General features: G+C 38.4%; 18 protein-coding genes. 10 read left to right on the top strand and 8 right to left on the bottom strand.

The genetic code is table 11. The features are described from left to right. The first annotated feature begins 459 nt into the window (after window positions 1-459). Complete coding sequence (locus AC1VU3_RS12070; protein WP_480390513.1) at window positions 460-846, top strand: hypothetical protein; 387 nt, start codon at window positions 460-462, stop codon at window positions 844-846. Between the two features lie 141 nt (window positions 847-987). On the opposite strand, the gene AC1VU3_RS12065 is transcribed toward AC1VU3_RS12070, so the two are convergent. Then, window positions 988-1,848 (bottom strand): pirin family protein, encoded by an 861-nt coding sequence (locus AC1VU3_RS12065; protein WP_480390514.1) that lies wholly within the window; start codon window positions 1,846-1,848, stop codon window positions 988-990. A 155-nt stretch (window positions 1,849-2,003) separates the two neighbouring features. Here AC1VU3_RS12065 and AC1VU3_RS12060 point away from each other — a divergent pair, with 155 nt between their 5' ends. Next, a complete protein-coding gene (locus AC1VU3_RS12060) occupies window positions 2,004-3,185 on the top strand; it encodes an alpha/beta hydrolase (protein WP_482983614.1) in 1,182 nt (393 codons plus the stop codon). Window positions 3,186-3,187: 2 nt separating this feature from the next. Here AC1VU3_RS12060 and AC1VU3_RS12055 read toward each other — a convergent pair whose 3' ends face one another. Both AC1VU3_RS12055 and AC1VU3_RS12050 read right to left on the bottom strand, forming a co-directional pair. Next, the gene (locus tag AC1VU3_RS12055; RefSeq protein ID WP_482983613.1) at window positions 3,188-4,120 is read right to left on the bottom strand and encodes an EamA family transporter; all 933 of its coding nucleotides are present in this window, start codon (window positions 4,118-4,120) and stop codon (window positions 3,188-3,190) included. Window positions 4,121-4,123: 3 nt separating this feature from the next. After that, a complete protein-coding gene (locus AC1VU3_RS12050) occupies window positions 4,124-4,705 on the bottom strand; it encodes a GNAT family N-acetyltransferase (protein WP_482983612.1) in 582 nt (193 codons plus the stop codon). Between the two features lie 93 nt (window positions 4,706-4,798). Between AC1VU3_RS12050 and AC1VU3_RS12045 the strand changes: the two genes are divergently transcribed. The 6 genes from AC1VU3_RS12045 (at window position 4,799) to AC1VU3_RS12020 (ending at window position 8,669) form a co-directional block, all read left to right on the top strand. After that, the gene (locus AC1VU3_RS12045) at window positions 4,799-5,011 is read left to right on the top strand and encodes a PLD nuclease N-terminal domain-containing protein (RefSeq protein WP_482983611.1); all 213 of its coding nucleotides are present in this window, start codon (window positions 4,799-4,801) and stop codon (window positions 5,009-5,011) included. Beyond that, window positions 5,008-5,913 carry an ABC transporter ATP-binding protein gene (locus AC1VU3_RS12040; protein ID WP_482983610.1) on the top strand — a complete coding sequence of 302 codons (906 nt, stop codon included), beginning with the start codon at window positions 5,008-5,010 and terminating at the stop codon, window positions 5,911-5,913. Before AC1VU3_RS12045 ends, AC1VU3_RS12040 begins: the two co-directional genes overlap by 4 nt. Then, on the top strand, window positions 5,910-6,692 hold the full coding sequence (locus tag AC1VU3_RS12035; RefSeq protein WP_482983609.1) for an ABC transporter permease: 783 nt from the start codon (window positions 5,910-5,912) through the stop codon (window positions 6,690-6,692). Before AC1VU3_RS12040 ends, AC1VU3_RS12035 begins: the two co-directional genes overlap by 4 nt. An 18-nt stretch (window positions 6,693-6,710) precedes the next feature. Continuing rightward, a complete protein-coding gene (locus AC1VU3_RS12030; protein WP_480390522.1) occupies window positions 6,711-7,415 on the top strand; it encodes a CBS domain-containing protein in 705 nt (234 codons plus the stop codon). Window positions 7,416-7,498: 83 nt separating this feature from the next. Then, entirely contained in the window at window positions 7,499-7,762 is a 264-nt protein-coding gene (locus tag AC1VU3_RS12025; RefSeq protein ID WP_480390523.1) for a hypothetical protein, read from the top strand. 109 nt (window positions 7,763-7,871) lie between these two features. Next, complete coding sequence (locus AC1VU3_RS12020) at window positions 7,872-8,669, top strand: metallophosphoesterase (protein WP_482983608.1); 798 nt, start codon at window positions 7,872-7,874, stop codon at window positions 8,667-8,669. Window positions 8,670-8,806: 137 nt separating this feature from the next. On the opposite strand, the gene AC1VU3_RS12015 is transcribed toward AC1VU3_RS12020, so the two are convergent. The 5 genes from AC1VU3_RS12015 to putP form a co-directional block, all read right to left on the bottom strand. Next, entirely contained in the window at window positions 8,807-9,382 is a 576-nt protein-coding gene (locus AC1VU3_RS12015) for a hypothetical protein (RefSeq protein ID WP_482983607.1), read from the bottom strand. An 85-nt stretch (window positions 9,383-9,467) separates the two neighbouring features. Further along, a complete protein-coding gene (locus AC1VU3_RS12010; protein WP_480390526.1) occupies window positions 9,468-10,070 on the bottom strand; it encodes a response regulator in 603 nt (200 codons plus the stop codon). After that, window positions 10,067-11,200 carry a sensor histidine kinase gene (locus AC1VU3_RS12005; RefSeq protein ID WP_482983606.1) on the bottom strand — a complete coding sequence of 378 codons (1,134 nt, stop codon included), beginning with the start codon at window positions 11,198-11,200 and terminating at the stop codon, window positions 10,067-10,069. Before AC1VU3_RS12005 ends, AC1VU3_RS12010 begins: the two co-directional genes overlap by 4 nt. An 88-nt stretch (window positions 11,201-11,288) precedes the next feature. Beyond that, window positions 11,289-12,305 carry a Delta(5) desaturase DesA gene (gene desA / locus AC1VU3_RS12000; RefSeq protein WP_480390528.1) on the bottom strand — a complete coding sequence of 339 codons (1,017 nt, stop codon included), beginning with the start codon at window positions 12,303-12,305 and terminating at the stop codon, window positions 11,289-11,291. Window positions 12,306-12,623: 318 nt separating this feature from the next. Next, window positions 12,624-14,108, bottom strand: a complete 1,485-nt coding sequence (putP, locus tag AC1VU3_RS11995; RefSeq protein WP_480390529.1) for a sodium/proline symporter PutP — start codon at window positions 14,106-14,108, stop codon at window positions 12,624-12,626. Window positions 14,109-14,357: 249 nt separating this feature from the next. Between putP and AC1VU3_RS11990 the strand changes: the two genes are divergently transcribed. Both AC1VU3_RS11990 and AC1VU3_RS11985 read left to right on the top strand, forming a co-directional pair. Further along, window positions 14,358-15,521 (top strand): exonuclease SbcCD subunit D, encoded by a 1,164-nt coding sequence (locus AC1VU3_RS11990; RefSeq protein WP_482983605.1) that lies wholly within the window; start codon window positions 14,358-14,360, stop codon window positions 15,519-15,521. Next, entirely contained in the window at window positions 15,518-18,598 is a 3,081-nt protein-coding gene (locus AC1VU3_RS11985) for an AAA family ATPase (protein WP_482983604.1), read from the top strand. Before AC1VU3_RS11990 ends, AC1VU3_RS11985 begins: the two co-directional genes overlap by 4 nt. Window positions 18,599-18,601 lie beyond the last annotated feature (3 nt).

The raw sequence follows: 18,601 nt of genomic DNA, 5'->3' as shown, positions 1-18,601 counted from the left end.
CTGTGAGAGTAGGACGTCGCTAGGCAACAGCAAGGCCGTCACCGAGTCAAATCGGTGGCGGTCTTTTTCTATTGGTCAGAATATCTACGAGAAGGGGAGAAATTGCTGGTCTATCTGATAGGGTCATTTGGGGCCATGGGTTTATTCTCATTCACGGGTGAAATACTCTCGGATAGGTGGTGGTTACTCTCGTTTAGCCGCTGTTTACTCTCAGTTAGACTAGGTTTATTCTCGTTCTGCAGGAATACTCTCGTTCGGGAGCATTTACTCTCGGATGTCCCCAATTAACTCTCGATTATCCAAGACCTATTAAATCCACTTCAATGAAACATATTATGCAATAGTTTCTCATATGCTCCAGTAGTCTTCTTACTATTTTTTTAGAAATAGTTTAGTTTTAGTTGAGCTTCTTTATATATAATTACATAGTAAGAAAAAATTAACTGTGGAGGTGTTGTTGTGCAACAGAAGTGGAGTATAAGATTAATACGAGCAGGGGCAATCTTCGGCTTGATAGGTACATACATAGGATCTCATATGGCAGGGGCTGGCTCATATGCTTGGAGACCAATTCATGCCCATATCTTGTTAGTAGGCTGGCTTTCTTTATTTGTGTATGGGCTGTTTTATAAAATGTATAAAATAAAATCTCCCAAATTAGTAGCATTTCATGGATGGACAGCTTTATTAGGAGCAATTGGTCTACCAGCAGGCATGTATCTGCAGTTTATGCAGCCGTTTAATTTGAATGAAACCTTTGCATTGGTTTGTTATATTGTCGGAGGATCACTCCTCTTATTAAGCTTTGTAGTATTTGTATTTGTCACCTATAAGATAGAAAAATAAAATCAGCTGACTTACGAACGTCAGCTGATTTTTTCTTTTAAATTTTATAGTCGTGTGGTTCCTTACGTGTTCTTCAAATCGGATTAATAGCTACCTGGGGGTTCCCGCAATGCTTGTTAGACAAAGGCATATAGCCTTTTATTATCTGGCCGGTGGTCCAAATTTACCTTGCTGAAAATCTAAGTAGGCTTGTTCTATTTCCTCACGAGTGTTCATGACAAAAGGACCTCCTGCAACAAGCTCTTCTTTGATTGGGATTCCTGAATATACTAAGACCTTGGCTCTTGTGTTAGCTTTTATAAATAGTTCACTTGGCTTGTCTTCGCTTCCGTCCTCATTAAAGGTAAGGGTAGCGACATGAGTTTTCTCTAGCACTGTGTTGTTATCCCCAAAGGTTAGTTCACCAGCTAGAACATATAAAAAAGCATTGTGGTTTTCGGGTAAGATATGTGTATAAGAGACTCCCTTCGCTAGACTAATTTCTGTCATGGTTATGGGAACTAGACTTTTCATTGGTCCTTCTACACCGGCAATTTTCCCAGAATACACTCGGAGCTGTCCACCATCTAGTTGAACCGTCGGCGCATCCTCCTTATATATATCCTGATAAGTGGTAGGAGTATTCTTTAGTGTTTTAGGTAGGTTTAACCAAAGCTGCAAAGTATGAATCAAATCATCGGCTACTGCTTCCTCTGCATGCCTAGCAGCCCACCCTGCATTCATGTACTGGACATCTCCCGCGTCTAGGATAGAGTGTCCTCCTGCATTATCTATATGCTCTAATCTACCATCTACTACATAAGTAATTGTTTGAAAGCCTCGATGTGGATGATCGGAAAAAGTGCCTCGTTTAAACCAATCCTCTGCCATAAGGATAAAAGGATCAAAGTCTCTCCATTTTTGTGGAGGAAGTACCCATCCTTGTTGTACATGTGGATATCCGTGATTATTATAGGTTACAGCCCAGTGCTCTTTTATTTCACGCGAGAAACTCATCGTCATATCTCCTTTATTATTGATAACTACATCATAAAGAAAGACTAACTTAATGAAAATAAATATGCTTACAAATTACCAATTCTGTTATAATATACATATAACAGGAGGGGTTCTATGGTTAAATTTTATGGATTAAGAAGGAGGAAAAAGTTCAGACGTTGAAAGATATTCAAGGTACTTGGGAGGGATCTATCCATGTTCCTAATCAACCTCTAGCAATTAATATTCAGTTTACAGAAGCAGAGGGGACAATAGACATCCCCATTCAAGGGATAAGTCAGTATTCCTTATCTAATATACTATATGAGGAGCCTTCGATTGATTTTGAAATGAATATACAGGGACAGAAGCTTACCTTTGAAGGAAACCACACGGAGGATAAGATTGCGGGCACTTTTACGCAGAATGGTCAATCTTTTCCTTTTGAATTAACAAGATATGACGAAGAAAATCTAGTGTTAGAGGAAATATCAATAACTGATGGGGTTATAAAGGGACAGATTGAGTTACCTGAAGGTGAAGGACCATTCCCGGTTATGGTTATTCATGCTGGTTCCGGGTCGACTGATAGAGACGGAAATTCGATTGTAATGGGTGGTAAGAATAATAGTTTGAAGATGCTCGCAGAAGGGCTTGCAGATGAGGGGATTGCAAGTATCCGCTATGATAAAAGAGGGGTAGGGATGAACGCCTCCCTTGTGAAAAAGGAAGAAGAGCTTCAACTGGACGACTATATTGATGATCTAAATGCATGGTTACAGTTTGCAAAAGAAGATAACAGATTTTCTAGTGTAGGAGTAATTGGTCACAGCGAAGGGTCACTGATTGGAATGGTTGCTGGACAGGAAGAGGCAGATTTGTTTATATCGCTTGCTGGTCCTGGTAGACCTATGGATGACATTTTAAAGGCACAGCTAAAGGAGCAGCTTCCGGCTAATCTTTTAGAGGAGTCTAATATGATTCTGGAAAAATTAAAGCAGGGGGAACAAGTGCAGCAGGTTAGCCCTGATTTATCTAGTCTATTCCGTCCATCCGTACAGCCTTACTTGATTTCTTTATTGAAGTATGATCCAACTAACTTAATAGCTACTATGGAGATACCAGTCTTGATTATTAATGGAGAGCGGGATATTCAAGTTTCTACAGAGGATGCTGCACTCTTAAAGAAAGCTAATCCAGATTCAGAGCTTACCATCGTTCCAAGCATGAATCATGTGTTAAAAGAGGCACCAGTTGATAGAGAAGGAAATATTGCCACTTATGCAAATCCAGATCTTCCATTGGCAGATACATTACTAGAGACTATTGTGACATTTATTAAGATAACAGAAAAACGCTGAACTTATGATTGTTCAGCGTTTTTTAGTGATTTAACAGCTCTAGGAGACTGTTTAGAATTTCTACGAATATCTGCGTAGGTTGGTATAAACATACCCAATAAGATAATGACTATTCCAACTACCTGTAAAATAGTCAGTGATTCACTTAGCACAAGGACGGAAACGATGACCGCCACTGGTAGCTCCATTGCACTTAAAATGGAGGAAACAGCCCCTCCTACTTTTGGGACAGCAATTACAAAAAGATATATAGGAATAATAATTCCTAACAGACCAAGTCCAAGCCCATAGAATAATAGGGATTCCGTAAACAGCTTTCCATTCCACATAATTTCTGGGCTTTGGAATATTGCAATCATTACTGCTGCAATGAATGAAACAAACAACAGACGAGTAGTTGTATTCATTCCTTTGACCTGTTTCGTATTAACTGTCATATTAAGTGAGAAAGAAAGAGCAGCTGCTAAACCATAAACCCAGCCCTTCCAGCTGATGCTACTTAAATCTACGTCAAGAACACCTGCAGCAAGAATTGTACCAATGAATAAAACGACTAAAGATATCGTCTCAGGGCGAGAAGGCAATCTCTTTTTCAAAATACAATCTATTAAAGTACCAATCCAGGTAAATTGAAATAGCATTACTACCGCTAAAGATGCTGGTAGATAAATTAATGCTTGTCCATATACAATCCCTGTAGTGGCGGTAAAAATACCAGCTAGCAGCACAATTTTAAAGCCACCATGCAATCTAGGTAACTTTCTCTGTGTAATAAGATAAATAACTAAGGCTAATAAAAATCCAACTATATATTGACTTGCTACAGCTTCTGAAGCTGTGTAACCTGCTGCAATCGCAAGTTTTACCATTGTAGAAAGTGTTCCATAGCTGCTTGCAGCGATTACGACCATTAAAGGGTAAATCCAAACTTTCATCTCTTACTTCTCCTTCAAGTGTATCTCCTTCACCATATGATGGAAAGGCTCACCAATAATTGTCCAAGGAATTACAATATCAAATCCTAGCCGATTATACAAGCGAATTGCTTCCTCTTTTTGTAACTCGACGTTTAAGGATAGCTTTTCTCCTCCAAATTCACGGGTTAGTTTTTCGGCAAAATGAATAAGCTTTGTACCGATTCCAAGGCCCCTAAAAGAAGGGTCTACCACTACTGTATCTATGTACCATTCGCCAGGAAGAGTTTCTTTATCAATTTTTATAGGCTGTCCTACCTTTTCAGCTAGATACTTCTCTAAATTGGCGTCTAAAAGTTTTGCTTGTGCATCAGAATAAAAGACAAGCACACCTGCAATACTACCATCTAACTCTGCAATATAAGTATATAGATAGGAATGCCGATTATCAGTGCGTTGAAAAAGATGAATAAACTCTTCATTTATATACCTTTTTTCTTGCTCACCTGTCATTTGCATTGCAATATCACCAATTGCTTCAATGATTAATGGAACAGCAACAGGTGCATCTTCTTTTGTTGCTTTTCGAATAAGAATTTTTGTCATAATGCCACCTCCAAATTTTTATTATAACAAAGTTTTTGAAACCTATCTGTTATACTATGCGTATAATAGATAACTTATTTAAGGAGTGATTAGATGAATGTAGAAACATTTGATTTTAGTTCTATACCCTGGGGGCTCATTTTACCGATAATTATAATCCAGTTGATATTACTAGCTATCGCCATAATAGACCTTATTAGAATACCTTCTACAAACGGACCTAAATGGCTGTGGGCGCTAATTATAGTATTCATCAATATAATAGGACCGGTACTATATTTCATCGTAGGGAGAAGAAACGAATGAGCCAAGAACTATTACGAGTAAACAATTTATCCAAGAACTATGGCGATCATCATGCTGTGCAAGGAATTTCATTTGCTTTAGAAAAGAATAGCTCGACTGCTTTAATTGGTCCAAATGGTGCTGGGAAGACTACCACCCTATCTATGCTAGCTGGTCTCCTAAAGCCTAGCAGTGGGAATATCACTATTCATGGAATAGATAAACCCGATATGAGGATGGATATAGGCTTTTTACCCCAATATCCACAGTTTTATTCCTGGTTAAGTGCAATTGAATACACAGAGATGGCAGCGAGGCTTAATGGAGTGGAAACAAAGAAGGCAAGAGAGCTTGCAGACAAAACGTTGGATTTTGTTGGATTAGGAGAATCGAAAAAGAAAAAGACGGGGACCTTCTCAGGAGGAATGAAACAACGGTTAGGCTTAGCGCAGGCGATTGTTCATAAGCCGTCTTTGCTGCTTTTAGATGAACCGATTTCTGCTTTAGATCCACTAGGAAGAAGGGAAATCTTGAATCTTTTGAAGGAGCTTCAACAAACTACGACTATTTTATATTCCACTCATATTCTTAACGATGCAGAGGAAATGACCGATCAGTTGTTATTTTTGCAGAAAGGACGCCTAGTCGAAGTCGGATCGCTAAGAAGTATTCGTGAAAAGTATGCAAACTCCTCCTACCGGCTACGTTTTGTTAGCTCAGAGGAAGCATTAAGATACGAAAAGCTCTACAATGGTGAAATTACACGAAATAATGACGTTGTAACCATTCCAGTCAACGAGGACTACCCAAGTATGCAGCATGTATTAAGCACCCTTACAACGCAAAATTGGGGGATTTTAAAGGTAGAAAAATCTTCAGCTAGTCTGGAGGAAATTTTCTTACAGGTGGTGAACAAAGGATGAATAGTTTTTCTGTTTTATTTCAAAAGGAGTGGCGTGAAAATGTGAGGAACTACAAAATCGTTTGGATTCCTCTTGTGTTTATTCTCTTTGGCATAATGGAGCCTGTAAGTAATTACTATTTGCCTCAAATATTGAATTCAGTTGGCAATTTACCAGAGGGAATGGTTTTTGAATTACCAACTTTAACACCAGAGCAGATTTTAATGTCTACTGTCGGCGAATATCAATTTCTCGGGTTGTTAGTTGTAACACTTGCATTTGTGGGTATTATATCAAGAGAAAGAAAAAATGGAACTGCTACATTGCTTTATGTTCGGCCGATATCGTATACAAGCTATATCGTTAGTAAAACTGTGATTATGATGATTATTGTTATAGGTAGCTTTCTTTTAGGTATTTTCGTAAGCCTTTACTACACCACTATTTTATTTGGAGAAGTAGGGGTTACAGAATTTCTTGGGTTCATAGGGACATACTGTTTGTGGCTATTGTTTGTCATCAGTATTGTAATTTTCAGCAGTGCGGCATTTTCTACAGGGATGGCGACCATGGTTTCCTTGCTTGTCATACTGTTAGGACAATTAGTGGATGCATTACTTGGTACTTACTGGACTATTACTCCTTGGAAGCTTCCTAATTATGCAGGGTATTTATTAAACAGCAGTGTTGATGAAAGTCCTTACATATGGACACTAGTAATAACATCTATTCTTATCCTTCTGTTTTTAATAGGAGCAGTTTACTTTGCAGGAAAGAACAGCTATAAAGCAAAAATTTAAAGAATGTAAGGTGAGAAAATGGCAGAACGTAATTCAGATCGATTTATTACTTCTTATAATCGACTAGACCATAGTATGAGGAAAATTGTTGGCACACAGGAGCACATGTCTTTTTTTCGATTAATTGATTTAGCGAAAAAAAAGAATGCTATTATAAGAAAGTATGAAGCAGACCTACGGGAATATGGAGACTTACGGAATGCCATTGTACACCATCGTACCACATCCGAGTATGCGATAGCAGAACCACATGACGAGGTAGTAGAGAAGATGGAGGAAATAGAGGAGGCTCTTACGAAACCGATAACGGTCTCTCAGATGTTCTCTGTGCAAGTTACTGTTTTTCAGGAAACAGATTCATTAAGCTATGCCTTAAAGGTAATAAAGGATAAAAAATATAACCAGTTCCCTGTTTATAGAGGAAACCAGTTTCTTGGATTAATTACCCCAGTGCGTATTGTTATGTGGATGGCAAGCCAAGCTGAGGCGGAAAGCTTTTCTAGAACTCGTACTACCTTAAAGCAAATATTAGAATATAATCAAACGAGAGAAAATTTTAAGTTTATCCCTGCAGACCTTTCCGTTTATGAGGCATTAGAGACCTTCCAGCACGATATATTAAAAGGAAGAAGACTAGAAGCACTACTGATAACGGAGGATGGAGAACCAAGCGACAAGCTTATCGGGATAGTGACCCCTATTAGTTTAATGAAAATTAAGTAAATTCGACATAATTCCTATACAAATTTTGCCACATATTTTAAAATAGTTTGTGTAACAAATTATTCTAAATAGGGAGTGGGAAAATGGTTAGTGAAACTTATTCTAACCAAGAGGTGAGGACCTCTGGCGAAATGAAAGTAAGTGATTGGCTTCTTACGATGCTAATCCTAGTAGTGCCAATTGTAAACCTAGTAATGCTATTTATTTGGAGTTTTGGTAGTCCTGATCCTAGAAGGAATTTCTCGCGGGCATATCTTATATGGATTGTAATTAGCATGGGAATAGCGCTTATACTTTATACTATTGGAATTATTATAGGTATGTCACTTTCTGGCTATAGCTACTAGACTATTTCCTGGGAAATGCCCTAAATCGATAAAAATCATCCTTATTATTAGTAGGATGATTTTTATCTTTCTAGAAGTGTGTCAGTTAAAGTCGAAAGGGGTGAAATGTATGAAGAAATGGTTGTTAATAATAATCTTGATTGCTGGGTTTCTGTATTTGGATAATAAGTTAATCAGCACTGAGGAATTGACAATAAAGATAAACGGACTACCAAATAGCTTTAATGGAACTAAAATCGTCCATGTTTCTGATTTACATGACGCCACTTTTGGAGAAAAGCAGGAGAGACTAGCGAGTAAGATACAAGCTGCTAATCCAGATTACATATTTATCACAGGCGATCTGATTGATAGTAATCGCTATGAATTGCAAAATAGTTTAGATTTAATAGAGAAAATTGTAGAGTTGGCACCTGTATATTACGTAACCGGGAATCATGAATATGCAACAAATGATATAGAGCGAATAAAAGAAGCGTTAGAAAAACAAGGGGTAAACATTTTATCAAACGAAGAGGTTTGGTTAGAAAAGAATGGAGAGAGAATACGCTTAATTGGAGTCGAAGATCCTCTAAGTGGAACAAGCATAGAAGAAGTATTAAATGAATTCCAGCAAGCTCCAGGGCCGACTCTTTTGCTCTCTCATCGTCCTGAGCTATTCGATGTCTATGTTTCTAAGAAGATAGATTTAGTATTTAGTGGACACGCACATGGAGGGCAGTTTCGTATACCTGGTTTAGGCGGACTGGTAGCCCCGGGCCAAGGTTTGTTTCCCAAATATACGTCGGGAGCATATCAGGAAGGGGATACTACGATGGTTGTTAGTAGGGGTTTGGGGAATAGTATTATCCCTATTAGAATATTTAACATGCCGGAAATAGTGGTAGTGACGTTAAGGAAGGACTAACGCGTGGGCTTCGCTCTTTTCCTAAGAGGCAGTGGCTCTCTGCAAATAGTTATACTTGTTTCATTGTATTCTAAGTATAAAAGCACACGATTTCCAATAATTCGTGTGCTTTTATAGCTCTTGGCTCTGTTACATGCTCACTCTGATATATCTTGAATTTCAAAGGTTTCAAGCATGTGATAGAAATTCGCTCCATGACCTTCTGCGGCCTCTAAGAAATATTTCTCCGTGATGACAAAGCTTCCATATTCCCCGTTGCCTATGACATATATATTACTTACAGGACTATCCCAACTTGATACCCCATTCTCTTGGTCAATTCCATGTAGCTTAAACCCTTTCACTGGCTCCAAAATCGACTCTGGTTCACTTACAGAGGAGTAAGCAGATCTCATTTTGGTTTCAAGCTCTGGTAAAAGTTGCTCAGGAGCAGTGGAAGGGAATTGTTCAATTTTCATAGACACTTCTGGATAACTTGCTTCCAGAGGTTCTTTTGGTACAAGGACGTTTTCTTCTCCCTCGCTCCATTTATATCGCTCTTCATCGATAGTCATTATATAACCAAACTTTTTACCCTCAGCTATATCCTTTTGTTCTTGGGATTTTTCATCATCTGTATTAGAGAATAAATTACCCCATGGAACTAAAAAGAATAATAATATAATACCCAAGATAACCATTACAGATATAGCTAATAAGCTATTCTTTTTCATGTACTTCCCTCCTTTACAAAAAACATACAATTAATTAGACGTCATAAGTCACAAGAAAGCAACAATAATAAGAAAAAAGGGAAAATTATTGCTTAAACCATCCTTTTTCCTTGAATCGCGTAATCGCTTCAATTCGATTTCCTACTCCTAGCTTTTCTAAAATAACGGAAACGTAATTGCGAACAGTACCTGTCGTAATGTAAAGCTCATTGGCGATTTCCTTTGTGTTTTTGCCATTTGCAATTAGCTCCAACACTTGGCTTTCTCTATCTGTTAGAGGATTTTCAGCTTCAAACGCTAAGTCAATAAGCTCTGGAGCATATATCCGGCGACCTTGCATAATTGTGCGGATAGACTCAGCTAATTCTTCGCTTGGGCTATCTTTCAATAGGTATCCATGTATTCCAGCCTTTCTAGCGCGGTCGAAATAACCAGACCTGGCAAAAGTTGTAAGGATAATCACTTTGCAAGGCATATCCTTTATTTCTTCCGCAACGTCCAACCCACTTTTTACTGGCATTTCAATATCCATAATACAAATATCTGGCTCAAGTGATTTTATCATAGAGAGAGCTTCCTCCCCATTACTCGCCATTCCGATGACCTCCATGTCATCCTCTAGATTAAGCAGGGATGCAAGGGCGCCTAGCACCATCCTTTGATCCTCTGCGATTACAATTCGTATCATATTATCCCTCCATTCTTGTTCGCTAAAATGATATTTGGTACACGAATTGTTACTGTGGTCACTTCTTTGGATTTAATTTCTAAAGTACCATTTATAAAGTCTAAACGTTCTTTAATGCCTCTTAGACCGTGTCCTTTTGATAAAACATTTTCTTCCGTTATCCCAACTCCATTGTCTTCTACTCGTAAAACGGTTTCATGGGCTGTTTGGAAGATGGTAATAAAACAAGATGTGGCTTGACTATGCTTGACTACATTAGTGACGGTCTCCTTTAAACACATACTTAGAACATTCTCCGCCAAAGGAGGTATCTTTTCCTTAAGCTTAGCATCAATTTTACTTTCAATGTCAGCTGCTTGGAGAATTTGTGTAACTCTTGCTAACTCCTCGTCTAGCTTATTTACGCGTATCCCTGAGATAAGTTCCCTCACCTCTTTTAATGCTGAGCGGGCAGTGTGGTTTATTTCGAGAATCTCATTTTTAGCCGATTGTGGATCTTTGTCTATTAGACGTGAGGCTAAATCGCTTTTCAGACCGATTAAAGACAATTTTTGTCCTAACGTATCATGTAAGTCACGAGCTATTCTTTCTCTTTCCTCAATAATTATATAGCGAGATATTTTGTTATGAGCATCCTCTAATTGACCCTCCAGTAAATCCTGCTTAAGTCTGTTATAGGTGTGAAATGGTAAAAGTATTACGCCTAATAGACAAATAACAATGTAAGGAAGCTGGTTTAGAAAGTGAGCTGTATCAATAATAAAACCAAAGATAATGGCAAGAAGTATTCCTACTAGGTGAATAGAATAAATGATGAAAAATCCAACTTTACCTTTTATATTACCAATAAAAAATGCGAGGAAAATAGAAAAATATATATAGGCGAAGAGATAGGTCATAACCATGCTAATTGCTATTTCCGCTACTAAGCATATATAAAAAAGTTTTCCTTTCGAAAAAAAGGACAATCGATAAGCAAGTACAAAAAAGAGAGTTAATACTAGGCCTGTAATAATTTCTGCCAAAGAATTAGAACGAAAAATGAAAAAGAAGGGAAAGATTAAAAAGATTATCCAGGCATATATACTCAGCCAAGAATAATTCGGTATTATCTGATACCATTTCGACAATTAGAACACCTCATTGCAATATTTCTTTTATTATAAAACAAAAACCATTCCCTGTTATGCAAAAGGAATGGTTTGTTGGTGTTCGTATTTACAAAGCCTGTTGGGATTGCTTTAATAGAGGTTTGATCTCTTTAAAACTCACAAAGGTTTTGTTCTCTTCATCAAACAAACGAAACTTTAGCGATTGTAGACTTGTACGTAAATTAATAGTAGTAGCCTTTTGTAAAGGTGGAGTAGAGGAATGCGCAGCTTCCAGGTGATAATTAGGTACCCTTGGACTTAGATGATGCACATGATGAAAGCCGATATTCCCTGTTACCCACTGAAGAACTTTAGGAAGCTGATAATACGAGCTGCCTTCTACCGCTGCTTTCACGTAGTCCCATTCAGACTCGTCCTCAAAATAAGAATCCTCAAATTGGTGCTGAACATAGAATAACCAAATGCCTAATGCTCCCGCAGTAAAAAGAACAGTGCCTTGAATGATGGCAAATGCTTGCCAACCGATCAGCCAAATCATGAATGAATAGATAGCTACTACTGATACATTAATAAGATAGGTGTTATATCTCTCTTTCGGCTTCGCATCCTTGCGATTAAAACGGTTATTTAGTAAGAATAAGGATGCAGGTCCTAATCCGAACATAACCAGTGGATTTCTGTATAATCGGTAGCGTAATCGTGTAAAAGGAGTTGCTTCAATATACTCTTGCACCGTCATAAGCCAAATATCTCCGATGCCTCGTTTGTCTAGATTTCCACTAGTGGCATGATGAATAATGTGCTCGCGTTTCCATTTTTCGTAAGCGAATAATGTGATAATACCTGTCAATGTACCAACAATATCATTTGCTTTCTTGTTTTTAAAAAACGAACCATGTGTACAATCATGAAAAATGATAAAAATACGTACTACGAAGCCTGCTGCTATGATGGATAGGCCAACGCTTAGCCAAACAGAAACTTCTAAGCACATATAAGCCAAGAACCAAAGTATAAAAAATGGTGGAATAGTATTAATTAGTTGAATGACGCTTTTTCTTAATTCAGATTTCTCGAAGGGTTTTACATTCTTTCGAAGCTCTAAGGTCTTTTCTCTATTCATTTACTTTCCTCCTGAATGTAATTTAGTAGATTAACCATACCCTACTAGTAGGTCCTAGAAGTAGACATAAACGTCAACAAGATAAGGTGACAAGTGTCATAGAAGGAAAAAAGTTCTAGGTACAATGTCGGCTTTTCATTAAGAGACTAGGAAAATATAGTGAGTGGAGCTTCTTATGTTTTAAAAGATTAGCAAAAATAGCGTTATCATATGACAGGTTCAATAGCGGAAAGCGAGGAACTTGGGGGATCAGATATCAATAAATAAAAAAGCACTTATGATTCTATTAGTAGAATCATAAGTGCTTAGTAGGTAAGATTATTTGCGTTCTATCTTCAGCAAACGAATTGTTTCATCAAACTCTCTTTCGATTTCAGAGTTTGGTTTGTATGTAGCGAGACTTACTAAAACTGTGGCAATTAATGCAAGTACAAAACCTGGCACAATTTCATAGAGTGTTTCTGATAAAATATCATTTGTTCCCCAAATAAGTACCGTGATAGCTCCTACAATCATCCCTGCTAACGCACCAGCCGAAGTGATTTTTCTCCAGTACAAAGTTAAGAGGATAATAGGTCCAAATGCTGCACCAAAGCCAGCCCAAGCAAAGGAGACAAGATTTAAGATAGAAGACTCTGGATTCCAACCGACAATCAGCGCAACAATGGAGACAACTAGCACTGCAAGTCGACCGTAAAGTACATAGGTTTTATCGGATGCATCTGTTTTAATAACTGCTTTGTATAAATCTTCTACAAGCGCTGAAGAAGTAACAATCAGCTGGGAAGAAATTGTACTCATAACAGCCGCTAAAATTGCAGCAAGTATTATCCCGGCAATAAATGGATGGAATATGATCTGACCTAAAGCAATAAACACGGTTTCGGGATTATCTAAAGTTAATCCGTTCTGTTGATAGTAAGCTAATCCAACTAAAGCGGTTGCAATTGCTCCGGCCAGGCTGAGAATCATCCAGCCAATCCCTATTCGACGGGCATTTTTGGTTTCCTTTACCGAGCTGATTGCCATAAAACGAACAATAATATGTGGTTGTCCAAAATACCCTAGTCCCCAAGCTACTGAGGAGATTCCACCGAGTAGAGTAGTTCCTGCAACTAGGCTTAAATGGTTTGGATTTACTTCTTTAATGGAGTCTACAGTTTCTGCAATCCCACCTGTCGCAAAAATACCTACAACCGGAACTGCAATCAGGGCTAAGAACATTAACAAGCCTTGAAGGAAATCTGTATAACTTACAGCAAGAAATCCGCCAAAAAGCGTATAAGCTACTGTCACTGCTGATACAATAATCAGACCAGTATGGTAATCTAAACCAAAGGAGCTCTCAAAGAACACTCCTCCTGCCACCATTCCGGAGGAAACATAAAATGTAAAAAACAAAAGGATAATGATCCCAGAAGCGATGCGTAGTAATCTAGAAGATTGCTTTAATCTACTTTCCAGGTAGCTGGGAATTGTAATTGAATCATTCGATACTTGGGTGTAAACTCGTAAGCGAGGAGCTACAAACAGCCAGTTTAAATAAGCTCCAATCGTAAGTCCGATTGCAATCCAAGCCTCTCCCATTCCGGATAAGTAAATAGCTCCTGGCAGTCCCATAAGAAGCCAACCGGACATATCTGCTGCCCCAGCACTGAGAGCGGTTACAGCAGGACCAAGAGAGCGTCCACCAAGCATGTAATCGGTTAGGTTTACTGTTTTTCGGTAAGAGTACCAACCAATTGCTAGCATGGCAACCATGTAAATGACAATGGCTAATAACTGATAATTTTCTGACGACATAATTTATCAACCTCCTACTCCCATCATACCATCATCACTTATTTTATCGTACCAAAATTAGCAGATTAATATATTTTCGGTTTATTTAGAAATGATAAAATTATCTAATTTTACGGCACGGAATATTGGGGGACTTGTGAGAAACGAGATTACTGTAGGAGATTTGGAATGCAAAAGGCTAGAATTGAATGAACTCACATAAGCAGGAAGCCACACATTATTTTTACATTGCAAAGGAGGCAATTCTATATGAAAATTTTTCATACTGCAGATTGGCACCTTGGAAAATTAGTACAAGGTGTTTATATGACAGAAGAGCAAGCATACGTCTTAGAGCAATTTATTCAAGAAATAGATAAAGAAAATCCAGATGTAGTGATTATAGCTGGAGATTTATACGATCGAGCAGTCCCTCCGGCGGAAGCGGTTAATTTACTTGATAAAGTATTGGCGGAAATTGTATTAAAGCGTCATATACCTGTATTGAGTATAGCTGGTAACCACGATAGTCCTGGTCGACTGAATTTTGGTAGCGGCTTGATGAAACAAGCAGGCCTCCATATGGTTGGTCAATTAACCAGAGAGATTCCTAAGGTCACGTTGAGGGATGCAGAGGGAGAGGTTCATTTTCACCTTGTACCTTACGCAGATCCTTCCCAAGTACGCTATTTATGGGAGGATGACAGTATTTCTTCCCATCAAGCGGCAATGAAAAAAATAGTAGAAGAAATTGAGTCTAAGATGATGCCTGGAGAGAGACATGTATTTATAGGACATGCCTTTGTCACTCCTCATGGTAGACCAGAGGAGAATACAAGCGATTCGGAACGACCACTCTCTATAGGAGGAGCAGAATATGTGGATGCAGCATTATTCGAGAATTTTCATTACACAGCACTAGGGCATCTACATCAAGCTCATTTTGTATCAAAAGAAACGATTCGATATGCAGGCTCTCCTTTAAAATATTCCATTTCAGAAGAACATCATCAAAAAGGATACTACATCGTAACGCTAGATGGGACTGGTAATACAGAGGTGGAAAAGAGATTACTAAAACCAAGGAAAGATCTGCGTACGGTAGAAGGCTATCTTCAAGATATTTTAAAACAGGAAAAAAATGAAGATTTTATCTTTGTAAGGCTATTAGATGAAACACCGATTCTTTCGCCTATGGAGCAAATACGAACTGTTTACCCAAACGCAATGCACGTGGAAAGAAAAGTGTTCCAAACAATAAAGAGTATGACAGAAAACAACCAGCCTGCTCGTCAAAAAATGGATGATTTCGGCTTATTTCAAGCCTTCTATGAAGAAGTGAATGGAAAGAAGCCATCCGAGGAAACAAAACAGCTATTTCAAGATATTCTTTCAGAGATGCTGCTAGAAGAAAGAGAGGCTAACTTAAAATGAAGCCAATTGAACTTAGAATGACCGCATTCGGTCCCTATAAAATGACAGAAACAATTCGTTTTGAAGAGTTAAAGGATAATCGATTATTTGTCATTTCTGGTGCTACAGGAGCCGGAAAGACAACGATATTTGATGGCATTTGCTTCGCACTTTACGGCATCGGCAGTGGAGAGGATCGAAAGGATACCAAAATGATGAGAAGTGATTTTGCTTCAGACGACACGCATACATGTGTGGAGCTAATCTTTGAAGTTAATCAGCGTCGCTATCGTATTCTTCGTCAGCTACCACATATTAAACAAGGGAATAAAAGCGCTACAGGAGAGAAATATGAATTCTTTGAAGTAAAGGAAACGGGAGAGGTTCCCGTGGTTGAAAGGCAAATTGTCTCTGAGATAAATAAAAAGGTAGAGGATATCATTGGATTATCACATGACCAATTCAGCCAAATTGTTATGCTTCCCCAAGGAGAATTTCGAAAGCTGTTAACCTCTTCTACAGAAAACAAGGAAGCAATTTTACGAAAAATATTTAAAACAGAGCCTTATAAAATGATGAGTGAAAAGCTAAAGGAGAAAAAATATGAGGCAGAAAATGAATGGAAAAAGGAAGAGGCGGCACGTCAAAGCTATATTGAACAGATTGTAAGTATTTTTCCTTCTAGAGATTCCTCCATCTTTCAGCTGATTGAAACGAATAGCTTCAATATTCATCAATTGATGGAAGCCTTACGAGAAGAGTCTACCTACTATAGGGAGAAAGAAAAAGTCGACAAGATTGCCTGTGAGGAAGCGTATGAAAATCATTTAGCGAAGCAATCTGCCTTTCACCTAGCTAAAAACATAAACGAACGTTTTTATTTATTAGAAGAAAAAGAGCAAAAGCTCGAGCACTTACTCGGTCAGAAAGAGGTCTATGCTGAAAAAGAGGAGCGAGTGAAGCTAGCTGAGGTAGCAAAAACTATTGAACCACTTGAAAATCTATACGTAGAGCTAGATAAAGAAGAAAAAGAAAAAGAACAAAGAAAAGAAGAGGCAACTAGAGATCTTACTTTGATGAAAGATAATCTGGCAAAAATCACCGAGCAGTATAAGGTAGAGGAAGCAAAGAAGGACCAAAGAGAAAAAAGTGTGGAGCGTGTTATTCAGTTAACAGGATTCCTTCCGGTTTTTGAGGAGTTAGAGTCGATAAAAAATGAGCTAACGCAATACTTGGAGCAAGAAAAAGTACAACAGGAAAAGGTAATGCAGATAGAGACGAATTACCAAACTGTAAAAAGTGCTTGTTCTACCACACAGAGAGATATCGAGAAGCTTGAGCATTCGGTAGACTTATTAGATGAAAAGGCACAAGCGTTAACAAAGCTTCAGCAGCATTATGAAATAATGGAAAGCTACAAAGAACAGGAAGAAATCCTTCAATTTCTAAAGAAAGAAGAGGAGCATCAACGAAAGTTGTTTCTAACCATGCAGGATGAGTATAAGGAGCAGGAAAGAAAGTGGATTAATAGTCAGGCAAGTATTCTAGCCTCCAAGCTGGTAGCTGGGGAAGCTTGTCCGGTATGTGGAAGCACGAATCACCAAGGAGCTTCGCCAGTTGTTCATACACATTCGGTAGATGAAGAAAAGCTACAGTCGCTGCGTGAGGAGCTATCTAAGCAAGAATCTAGCTCTCTAGTAGTGGTTGCCAAAATGGAACAGGCTCAAATAATGAAGGAGCATACACTCGAACAATTAGAAGAGCTGCAGCTTTCTGCATCGGAATTAGAATCGGTGAGACTAGACCTAGAACGACTTACGCAGGAAGTGAACGAGCTACGAGCAGATAAGGAAAAGCTCATGCAAGTAAGAGAGGTATATAAAAGAAAGCTAGAGGAATTACAGCAGCTAGAGAAAGAAAAACAACAGAGAGAGCTAGAGCATCGAGAGTTAAAAAGTAATCTCGAGCAAAAGGAAGCGGTGTACCGCTCGAAGCAACAGTCTATTCCGCCTACTATTTCCACGTTGGCTGAGCTTAGAAAGTTAATTGCACAAGCAAAAAAAGAAAAAGAAATGTTAGAGGCTGCTTGGGAAGAAGTACAAAGGTGCAGAAAGAAAATAGATGATACTTATACAAAGGCTGATGCGAGGTTGGAGCATCTTACAGCTGCCTTGGAGGAACTCTCTCATAAGAGAGACCGAGCAGAAAAGCATTTTAACGAAGCGATTAATCAAGCTGGCTTTATAGGATTAGAGGCATACCAGAAAGCGAAAATGTCTGCTGAAGAGCGAGTGAGCTTACAAGAAGAATGCAATGAATTTAAACAAATGCTTCATACATTAACGGAGCAAGTAAAGGATGGCAAGAAACAATTAGAAGGTCATGAAAAATTGGACTTAGGTCCTCTAGAAGAAGAGCTGGCTGAACTAAAGGAATCCTATGAACGGAAATTGAAAGAGTATAATAGCTCCACTGAATATGCAAAAGCCGGACAGCAATTGGAAAATAAAATAACAGATACTAGCGAGCGGATTATGGCATTGGAAGAGAGAGTTCATCGAATCGTAGATCTATACGATACGTTAAGAGGACAAAACCCAATGAAGCTTTCCTTTGAGCGTTACATCCAAATAGAGTATTTAGAGCAAATCATTCATGTGGCAAACGAGCGTTTAAGAACACTGTCCAATGGTCAATTTCAGCTCATTCGCAGTGAGCGTCAAGAGACACACGGGAAGCAAAGCGGTCTAGGATTAGATGTGTATGATGCATATACAGGTCAAATTCGAGATGTCAAAACGCTTTCTGGCGGTGAAAAATTTAATGCCTCTCTTTGTTTAGCCTTAGGAATGGCTGATGTGATCCAAGGACACCGTGGAAGTGTGAGAGTAGAAACAATGTTCATTGATGAAGGATTTGGCTCCTTAGACGAGGAATCGCTGAACAAAGCGATTCATACATTAATTGATTTACAGAAGTCTGGAAGAATGGTTGGTGTCATTTCCCATGTTGCAGAGCTGAAAGCAGCAATTCCTGCGGTCTTAGAAGTAGAAAAGCTAAAAGAAGGCTACAGCAAAACAAAATTCATCATTAGATAAGGA

This window comes from Psychrobacillus sp. Z16_25 (assembly GCF_056856695.1).
The sequence above is the reverse complement of the archived record's forward strand: the minus strand, read 5'-3'. Positions and strand labels throughout refer to the sequence as shown.

Coding starts and splice junctions, on each gene's coding strand:
- AC1VU3_RS12020 (WP_482983608.1), top strand. CDS start 7,872: ATGAAGAAATGGTTGTTAATAATAATCTTGATTGCTGGGTTTCTGTAT.
- AC1VU3_RS12040 (WP_482983610.1), top strand. CDS start 5,008: ATGAGCCAAGAACTATTACGAGTAAACAATTTATCCAAGAACTATGGC.
- AC1VU3_RS12025 (WP_480390523.1), top strand. CDS start 7,499: ATGGTTAGTGAAACTTATTCTAACCAAGAGGTGAGGACCTCTGGCGAA.
- AC1VU3_RS12055 (WP_482983613.1), bottom strand. CDS start 4,120: ATGAAAGTTTGGATTTACCCTTTAATGGTCGTAATCGCTGCAAGCAGC.
- AC1VU3_RS12010 (WP_480390526.1), bottom strand. CDS start 10,070: ATGATACGAATTGTAATCGCAGAGGATCAAAGGATGGTGCTAGGCGCC.
- AC1VU3_RS12065 (WP_480390514.1), bottom strand. CDS start 1,848: ATGACGATGAGTTTCTCGCGTGAAATAAAAGAGCACTGGGCTGTAACC.
- AC1VU3_RS11985 (WP_482983604.1), top strand. CDS start 15,518: ATGAAGCCAATTGAACTTAGAATGACCGCATTCGGTCCCTATAAAATG.
- AC1VU3_RS12045 (WP_482983611.1), top strand. CDS start 4,799: ATGAATGTAGAAACATTTGATTTTAGTTCTATACCCTGGGGGCTCATT.
- AC1VU3_RS11990 (WP_482983605.1), top strand. CDS start 14,358: ATGAAAATTTTTCATACTGCAGATTGGCACCTTGGAAAATTAGTACAA.
- AC1VU3_RS12030 (WP_480390522.1), top strand. CDS start 6,711: ATGGCAGAACGTAATTCAGATCGATTTATTACTTCTTATAATCGACTA.
- AC1VU3_RS12035 (WP_482983609.1), top strand. CDS start 5,910: ATGAATAGTTTTTCTGTTTTATTTCAAAAGGAGTGGCGTGAAAATGTG.
- AC1VU3_RS12015 (WP_482983607.1), bottom strand. CDS start 9,382: ATGAAAAAGAATAGCTTATTAGCTATATCTGTAATGGTTATCTTGGGT.
- putP (WP_480390529.1), bottom strand. CDS start 14,108: ATGTCGTCAGAAAATTATCAGTTATTAGCCATTGTCATTTACATGGTT.
- desA (WP_480390528.1), bottom strand. CDS start 12,305: ATGAATAGAGAAAAGACCTTAGAGCTTCGAAAGAATGTAAAACCCTTC.
- AC1VU3_RS12050 (WP_482983612.1), bottom strand. CDS start 4,705: ATGACAAAAATTCTTATTCGAAAAGCAACAAAAGAAGATGCACCTGTT.